A 7,601-nucleotide genomic window follows, 5' to 3' on the forward strand; every position below is an offset into this window, starting at 1 on the left:
AACAAAAGCCCTCAATGGGGCAATACATACAACAAAATGGAAAAGAAATGAAGCACAGAGCCGCCAAGCACGAACAAGTGCCATACCGCATGATGGAACGGGAAGCTGCGCCACATATAAAACACGGTTCCGAACGTATACAATAGTCCGCCGCTGATCAGCAGTTTTAAACCGCCAGGCGCCATATTCTCGACGAGCGGCCCCCAGGCAAATATAATAATCCAGCCCATGGCGATGTACAGCAGCGTCGAAGTAAACAAGAACCTTGAAGCGAAGAAAGACTTGAAGACCACCCCGGCGAGCGCTGCTCCCCAGACGATGCCAAACAACACCCAGCCGGTAGTTCCTTTAACAACGTTAAACAGTATGGGTGTGTAGGTCCCCGCAATGAAGATATAAATGCAAGAATGGTCCATAATTTCAAACAGGTTCTTGACTTTGCCCTCAGGAAAGCTGTGGACCAAGGTCGATGAGACATAGAGCAGCAGCATCGCACTGCCGTATATGGTAAAGCTCACTACATGCCATGCCGTGCCCTTCAAAGACGCGAATACGATAAGCAGTACAAGCGCCGCAACACTAAGCAACGCTCCGATACCGTGCGTAATCGCATTGGCGACTTCTTCTCTCCGGGTGTAAGTGTGGGTATTCGCCAAAATCCCAATCCCCCTTCTATCGCTTGGCAAGCCGCCTATCAGGTGCGACATGACCGCCCGTGACAAATGCCTACCAAGCAGCCCGTGATATTATACGCCCATGCGCTTGCGTTGGTTATTGATTTTTTTCGTATTTTGGCTTTTCATTTTAGGCTGATTGCCGGCATTCTGATGCTTCTTTTGCTGGTTGGCATCTGCTTGAGCCTGCTTCTTCTGCGCAAGCTTTTGCTTCATGGCCTCAGCCAGCGAAACTTTGCGAGGCTGAGCGCTCTCTTCGGCTGCCGCCGCTTCGATTTCCGTATTTAACGGCTTGTCTGTCATATCAATGTTCACCTCATTAAGCAGGAATAGCTTTAGTGTATCTCTTTTTGCGTTCTATTTCCACTAATTTTACGACCATACCGCCGCTTTTCAGAAAAGGCCTGCGTGTGAAAGGTTCTTCCTTCCCTTACTGTTGAGGGAGTGCGAGACTGTTTTGAATCCAGCCCCACACCCTCTCCAATGTCTTTTCCATATTGGACATTTGCTGCTCATCAATAAACGGCTGGTCATAACGCAAATAATCCGTATGGCCGCCCAACAGATGAATGCCTTCAATGTGCGCAGGCGCATACTTTTTGGGGTTCCAGCCCGGCAGATTGAACCGGTTCAATGACCAGCCGCCCCAACTGCCAAGCCGGGTAATCGGGTCTTTGGCCCGACCTTTGTCATCCACTGCGTGAATATAATAAACTTGCCGGGCAAGTTCGGGCACAATCGGAACTTTGGGCGAACCGATCTGTACAATCCGGCATTTGTCTTGCGTTAACTCCTGCTCTTTGCTCAAAATACGTGCCGCCTGATAGGCAGCCGCTCCCCCGCCGCTATGCCCAATCAGCACGAGCGGTTCTCCGGAATAGGAGTTGCGAATTTGGCTGGCGGCAATTCGGCCGCCTTTGCGCGCAATGCTCATACGACGCGGCAAATCCCCGCTCACCTCCCTGACCTGGGAAAAGAGGCTGCGGCTGTCGTCACCGTAAGGGAAAATAGTCTCTACGATCGGCTCCCAGCCCGACCTGGCGGCGATTTGGGCTATCATATCGCAGCAGCGGCCAAAAAAATGCGGCGCTGTTGCAATGCCTGCCAGCAAATATATTCGCAATCGATTTCCATGCTCCTGCAACCTGCTGTTTGTTTGCATCCTTATCCCACCCTCAAACGCATTCATGAGGATTAGTATGCGACATTACAAGGACCAAGCATACATTCCCTGAATCCCATTGCTATTTATATTTATAATACGGCTCTCTATTCACATCGGACCATTCTTCGTGTAAAAGTGCCTTTACTGATAGCGCAGCTATCTGCCGCCTCCCAGCCCGCTGCTGCAAGTTGCTCCTCAACAGGCTGATTTGAAGCAAAAATAACGAGCGCTCGGTCCGCTATGCGTCTTGCTGCCACAAGCATCTCCAGCAGCTCCTTTGCAGGCAGCACCGAACACAGATTATAAGGGAAATCAATAATCGCCACATCATAATGTTTCGTCAGGCTGCGCATATCCGCAATAGCTGCAATATCAGCATAACCGAAATGCAGCAAGTTTTCACGGGCGCCTGCAACCGCCAGCGGATTTTTGTCAAAACCCTCAATTTCGATGCCCATGGAGATGGCTTCCAGCAGTACCGTTCCGATGCCGCAGCACGGATCTACAGCTCGGGCGCCTTCAGTGACGGGTACCGCAATATTGACAGCGGCTCTCGCCACACGAGTACTAAGCGCCGTTGAATATGCTCGCGGCTTGTTCTGATGCTTGAGCCAGGCGGCTTCCGCTTCATGCAAGCGTCCAAATACCCAGCGCCCACAGCTCCATGCCGTCCCAAACCTCAAATCGGGCTGCTTCATACTGGGGGTGCCGCGAATCTCAGCGCCGATCTGTCGCTCCATGCGACGCTGTTCCTTGTAATCCGGCCCTTGTGCTGTCTTCAGACATACCACCTTGAATGTCTCCTTCAGGGGATCAAGCAAGGCAACCTTGTCGATCAGTTCTTCCAAGCTGTCTGCCTCCATCTCGATATCCAGACGTTGTTTAATGAACGGGCTGCGGCCGGGCGCTATGCCTACTGAACTTTCTACAGATTGCTCAGGCATGCCGCCTTTCAATTGAAGCAAGGCACGCAGCTCCATGCCGCATAACTCCCGCTCTGTTTCGTGGCAGGCATAGGTGTACAAATATTTATGATTGGCGATCATACCTCTATCTCTCTCCTTGCCGGAAATATCAAGGTTGTGGTTGTTCCTGCGCCCGGCTCGCTCTCAATGGTCATTGTCGCTGATAACCGGTTCAGCCTTTTGCGTATATTAAGCAGTCCGACATGACCCGCCATCATTTCATCTTCCTGAATAATCGCCAACCGCTGCTTATCCATGCCGATTCCATTATCGCTAATTATCGCGATAACCTTGTCTTCCGATTTTCGAATAACAACACGTATGTTGCCGCCTTCCGGCACAGGGGCAATTCCATGTCTGACCGCATTCTCCACAATCGGCTGCAACGTAAGCGGCGGAATTTGCACCCCAATCCGTTCATCGCAATCCAGTTCGTAACGAAGCCGATTTCCATAGCGTACGCTCTCAATATTCAAGTAGGCCTGAACCAGCTCCAACTCCTGTGATAAGGGGACGGAATGCCGTGTATTTGTAAAGTCAAAACTAAACCTTAAGTAATCACTCAAGTCAAAGATCACCTGACGCGCCTTCTCCACATCACTGTACGACAGGGATAAAATGGAATTCATCGCATTATATAAAAAGTGCGGTTTGATTTGGGCTTGCAAAAAGGCCTGTTCCATCTGAAGAGAAGTCTCCATGGAATGCTTCATGGATACCATGTTGCCGACACGTCCAATCAACTCGGATGCTTCATACGGATAGACGACAATATCGTTGACATCTGCCCGGAAAGCAGCCAATCTCTCCTGCGGCTCCAACGGCGATACGATCAGCAGGAATGGGAGTACGGCAGACGAATATGACTTGCGAATTTCTGCGCAAAGTTCAATTCCACTCATGCCTGAAACTAATTGATCACAAATAATCAAATCCAATAGCGGCTGCTCCTTAACGTACTCCAATGCCGCATGGCCTGACGTACAATGAACCATATCATAACCTTGACCGGATAAAATGGCGGAGACAATATCCAGGTTTACCAAGTCGGTAGAAATGAGCATAATGGAGCCGTGATCATGCTCCCCGTCCCTAATCGTGCCGCTGGCAACATTTTTGGGCCTGCCGTCCCCTCTCTTCCAACTCCGAAGAGCAGGGCGAATACTGCCAAGTGTCAGCTCGAATACCAACTCATCCTCTGCAGTTTCCTGCTTGACGGCTAGTTCGCCCCCAAGCTGCTTCATCCATTGAAAAGCCATAATCAAATGCATGGTACGTGAAGTAAAGGATTCCTTCTGATCGACCTCAAGAGCCATCATTTCCGCCGCCTGTTCCTTGCTCAAAGCTGCGCCGGAAATGTGTAGTTCCAAACAAACTTCCTTATCCGGCAGTACAAGGCCGTCTGCGCGTACAAGCGCGCCCGGCTGCACGGAAGCAATAATTAATTTGCGGATAACATGACGAAAGCGGCTCTCATCCCCGAGCGCGACCGGAAAAGCCAACGGGATATCAGGATCAAAATGCACGCCTTCACATTCAGGCATTGCCTTCAAATGGCGGAATACGCTTTGTAAGCTTTCCTTGACAAGCACCGGAGACAGCATGGCTGACTTGCCTTCCCTTAATTCGGTCAAATCAACCAGATCATGCACATGGTCTAGCTGCTGGTTAATTAGCATTCTCGCTGTCTCCAACTGACGGCTTTGCTCTGACATCATTGGAAGGCTGCTCTGCTGTATGGCGATCTCAATCAGCTTGTCTGCTTTATGGAGCGGGGCTTGAAGCTGAAAAGCATTTTGACGGATAAACAGCTGCTTTGCTTCATTCACCTCGATGATTTTCCTGGACAACTCCTCGGTTCTTTCCGATAAATTTGCAAACCGCTTGCCGATCAGCAGAAGCTGTAAAATCATAAACGTAATCGCATCCCACGGAGCAAAGGCCGAGTTAGGCAGCCAGCCGTTCACATTCAAAAAGCTGTTGATATACAAAATTACTAGATGCAATGCGGACAACAGACAAATCACCGCGTTATCTTGCTTTAGAGTCATAGCCGCACCGAAGCGCCATACCGCAAACAGGTAGCCAATAAGCAGCGGAGCCCCGATTGCCAGCTCATACTGGCTGAGGACAGCGTACGGAAGCATCATATTCAGCAGTATAAATCCGACACAGGCAATCCGCATGGCCTTCACCAGATAAACGCCAAATCTGGAAGGGAACAGCCGATGTACGTACATCGTAATTGTATAGGCGCTTAGAAGAACTGAAACCATCTGCACAACGATGAACATATCAAACGGCATGGAAGGAATCCATTGGTTAAGCAATTTCTCACTATGGGTGAGTACGTACAGGGCCAGCCCCAGCAAATGCAGACCTGCATACAGCGGATAGTTCCGACTGGGCCACATGATATAGAAGCAGATAAACATGATGCCCCCAAGCAAATAACTGAGCGCCCGCAACATGTCAAACCCTGCAGTTATATTGGAGGTGTAATCAATTGCATGCGGTGTGCCAATCACGATCGGAGCTACTATGCCCCCGCTGCGTCCATATAAATTGTTTTCAACCTGAATGACAATTTGCACGACCCGTGAATCTCCTAGCGACACATAAGACCGGTAAGGATAGTTCTCGGATTGGTACTGACCTTCGTCCGACATTATGCCCCCACGGCCTGCCAACTCGCCGTTCACATACAGACGATGAGCCATACGAATCGAGAATGTCTTCAATCCGAGCATCGGCTGCGAGTCGGCAAGCCTGATTTCTATCGCATATGTACCTTTGCCAAAGGCCGAAGACATTTGCTTGTCCCAGCCGCCGTCAGGAATGGTCAGCAGTTTCCTGGCAGGCTCACTCCAATCTATATCTGCAGGCTGCTTCACCTCATCGGGATAAAATCGCCACTGGCCGGCAAGCGGGACAATGTCGGTATTATTAAGGGGTGAATGCAATTCGAGCACACCTGCTGACGCATGCATATGGTCATTCTTGAAATAGGGCTGAATCCAGAATCTTGATGTATTAAGTCCCGATACGATACTAATAAACAAAATAATAACGGTCAGCAGCAGCAAGCGCTTGCGTTTCAGTTGCGCGCTTATGTCCATGCGGTCCCTGCACGGCTGATCTGCAATGATCCAAATTTTTCGGTCAAGGCTATGACGCGCCGCTTGCTTCCGCAATGACGGGGCACGTCGATTACAGGAATCATTGGCTCCAAAGCCACGCCCCCTCCCTGTTTCTCTTGTCTTCCCATCATAGTACAGTTGCCAGGGTCCGACAAGAGCCGACAGGTTTGCCACGCTTCCGCATGATCCGCCTACTCAGGGGCTGTTCATAATCCCTAGCTTCCAGGCGCCGTAGCGTTGGAGAATCATCCGAACCTGCTCCAGCCTCTCTTCCTCGCAACGGATAAGGACAACGAGATCAGGAAGGGTGCCGCGCTTGCTTGTATGTTGACTTCTTTGCCTCACTGAAATCAATCGGGTAATGCTGTATCCGACAACAAATCCTGCCAAAGTACTAATTAAGCCCCATATGATCGGCCCCCAGCTTAGTACAAAGCCGATACTGATGCCAATGACTCCGCATGCTGTCGCACACGCAAGCGCTACATCAAAGGAAAGCTCGCGGGACTCCCCGATAACCAGTTGCTTGCTTGCATCCGTTTCCATCGGCACCGCCATCATCCTGCTGCGGTCAATGCCTTTGCTTTCCAGCATGCTTAATGCCTGCTCCAACTCTGTCGAATAATTAAACAGTCCCACTACCAGCAATCTCATCACCTCTGGTTTTTTCCAAAATAAAAACACTGCTGCCTGTATAGCGCTCTGCCAGGAACTGTTTTTGTTCATATTTAAAAAGACTGTTATTCTCAAGCGCATTCAAATAACTGTGATAGACGGCACCCCACAGGACAGAAGGCATAAACAGCAGCCATTGAGCGCTGAGCAGTTGGGTGGATTGTACAACTCCTTGTTCAAACAGGGCGTAGCATGAGGTGAGGATATGAGACAGCCGGCAATATATAAACCACCAGAATACTGCGTAAACGCCCAACATAACCCGATTATTGTAAAGCTGGCCCAACCCCGGCAGCATAAAGGACCAGAAAGAAGCAAAAACCGGGTTGCGCCGTTCCAGAATATGTATATCTCCCGGTGTGATTAAAAAGTTTTTGATCCGCGCGTTTTCCAAGTCAGCCAGTTCATGATGGACGTTGAACTCGCGTGCCTTTTTATAAGTGTCCCAAATCGTATAGAGATAGAAAATCAGATAGCCATATGCCCAATGGAGATTTAGCAGTTGTTTGGCCATATCCGCCCTGCCGGAGAAAGAGTACACCATAGCAGCATTGATATTGGCCAGACTGTTCAGGATGACCTCGACGAGCGTAAATAGCGTACCGCGCCAATACTGATTGATGAGAATATGGCCAAAACCGGGAAAGGCAGCGCTCCACCATAGCATCAGTATTGGGTTGCGGTACTGCATCTGAGTGATTCCTAACCAGCTTATAATTGCTTTTTCCCTGCGGGGTGCAGAAGCTGAATGATCCATTTCCAAATTTCTCCCGTATCACGATTGTTTGTGAATTGTAAGAATAGGATGCCACTTCCAGCTTTGATTATGCAGCACAAGCAGGGAGGACGAAACAAAATCAAATGGAATGAGGATAGAAAAAAAGAACCTCTCACCCGCACAATGAACTGCTCCCCGTCAAGTAGACAGTAAATTTATTAAAAATCAGTTAGGCGGCCTTAGTCCTGAATTCCATCGGACTAA

The 7,601-nt window shown here is 49.6% G+C and carries 8 protein-coding genes; all 8 read right to left on the reverse strand.

The genetic code is table 11. The features are described 5' to 3' along the window. Positions 1–11: 11 nt before the first annotated feature. Positions 12–656 carry a PAQR family membrane homeostasis protein TrhA gene (gene trhA / locus JFN88_RS08570; protein ID WP_199018903.1) on the reverse strand — a complete coding sequence of 215 codons (645 nt, stop codon included), beginning with the start codon at positions 654–656 and terminating at the stop codon, positions 12–14. 90 nt (positions 657–746) lie between these two features. Beyond that, positions 747–977 (reverse strand): hypothetical protein, encoded by a 231-nt coding sequence (locus tag JFN88_RS08575; protein WP_199018904.1) that lies wholly within the window; start codon positions 975–977, stop codon positions 747–749. A gap of 127 nt (positions 978–1,104) precedes the next feature. Then, positions 1,105–1,836 (reverse strand): hypothetical protein, encoded by a 732-nt coding sequence (locus JFN88_RS08580; protein WP_199018905.1) that lies wholly within the window; start codon positions 1,834–1,836, stop codon positions 1,105–1,107. Positions 1,837–1,943: 107 nt separating this feature from the next. Then, positions 1,944–2,885 carry a TRM11 family SAM-dependent methyltransferase gene (locus JFN88_RS08585; protein ID WP_199018906.1) on the reverse strand — a complete coding sequence of 314 codons (942 nt, stop codon included), beginning with the start codon at positions 2,883–2,885 and terminating at the stop codon, positions 1,944–1,946. Further along, positions 2,882–5,923 (reverse strand): ATP-binding response regulator, encoded by a 3,042-nt coding sequence (locus tag JFN88_RS08590; protein ID WP_199018907.1) that lies wholly within the window; start codon positions 5,921–5,923, stop codon positions 2,882–2,884. Before JFN88_RS08590 ends, JFN88_RS08585 begins: the two co-directional genes overlap by 4 nt. Further along, complete coding sequence (locus JFN88_RS24825) at positions 5,914–6,036, reverse strand: hypothetical protein (protein ID WP_269846526.1); 123 nt, start codon at positions 6,034–6,036, stop codon at positions 5,914–5,916. Before JFN88_RS24825 ends, JFN88_RS08590 begins: the two co-directional genes overlap by 10 nt. A 103-nt stretch (positions 6,037–6,139) precedes the next feature. Beyond that, complete coding sequence (locus tag JFN88_RS08595) at positions 6,140–6,598, reverse strand: hypothetical protein (protein WP_379166376.1); 459 nt, start codon at positions 6,596–6,598, stop codon at positions 6,140–6,142. Further along, entirely contained in the window at positions 6,570–7,376 is an 807-nt protein-coding gene (locus JFN88_RS08600; protein WP_199018909.1) for a DUF5683 domain-containing protein, read from the reverse strand. The genes JFN88_RS08595 and JFN88_RS08600 overlap by 29 nt, the downstream gene beginning before the upstream one ends. Positions 7,377–7,601 lie beyond the last annotated feature (225 nt).

The organism is Paenibacillus roseus (genome assembly GCF_016424485.1).
In the GTDB taxonomy this organism is placed as follows: domain Bacteria; phylum Bacillota; class Bacilli; order Paenibacillales; family Paenibacillaceae; genus Paenibacillus_D; species Paenibacillus_D roseus.

Bases quoted from the DNA above. Each gene is read 5' to 3' on its own strand.
- JFN88_RS08575 (WP_199018904.1), bottom strand. From the start codon at position 977: ATGACAGACAAGCCGTTAAATACGGAAATCGAAGCGGCGGCAGCCGAA.
- JFN88_RS08580 (WP_199018905.1), bottom strand. From the start codon at position 1,836: ATGCAAACAAACAGCAGGTTGCAGGAGCATGGAAATCGATTGCGAATA.
- JFN88_RS08585 (WP_199018906.1), bottom strand. From the start codon at position 2,885: ATGATCGCCAATCATAAATATTTGTACACCTATGCCTGCCACGAAACA.
- JFN88_RS08590 (WP_199018907.1), bottom strand. From the start codon at position 5,923: ATGGACATAAGCGCGCAACTGAAACGCAAGCGCTTGCTGCTGCTGACC.
- JFN88_RS08595 (WP_379166376.1), bottom strand. From the start codon at position 6,598: ATGAGATTGCTGGTAGTGGGACTGTTTAATTATTCGACAGAGTTGGAG.
- JFN88_RS08600 (WP_199018909.1), bottom strand. From the start codon at position 7,376: ATGGATCATTCAGCTTCTGCACCCCGCAGGGAAAAAGCAATTATAAGC.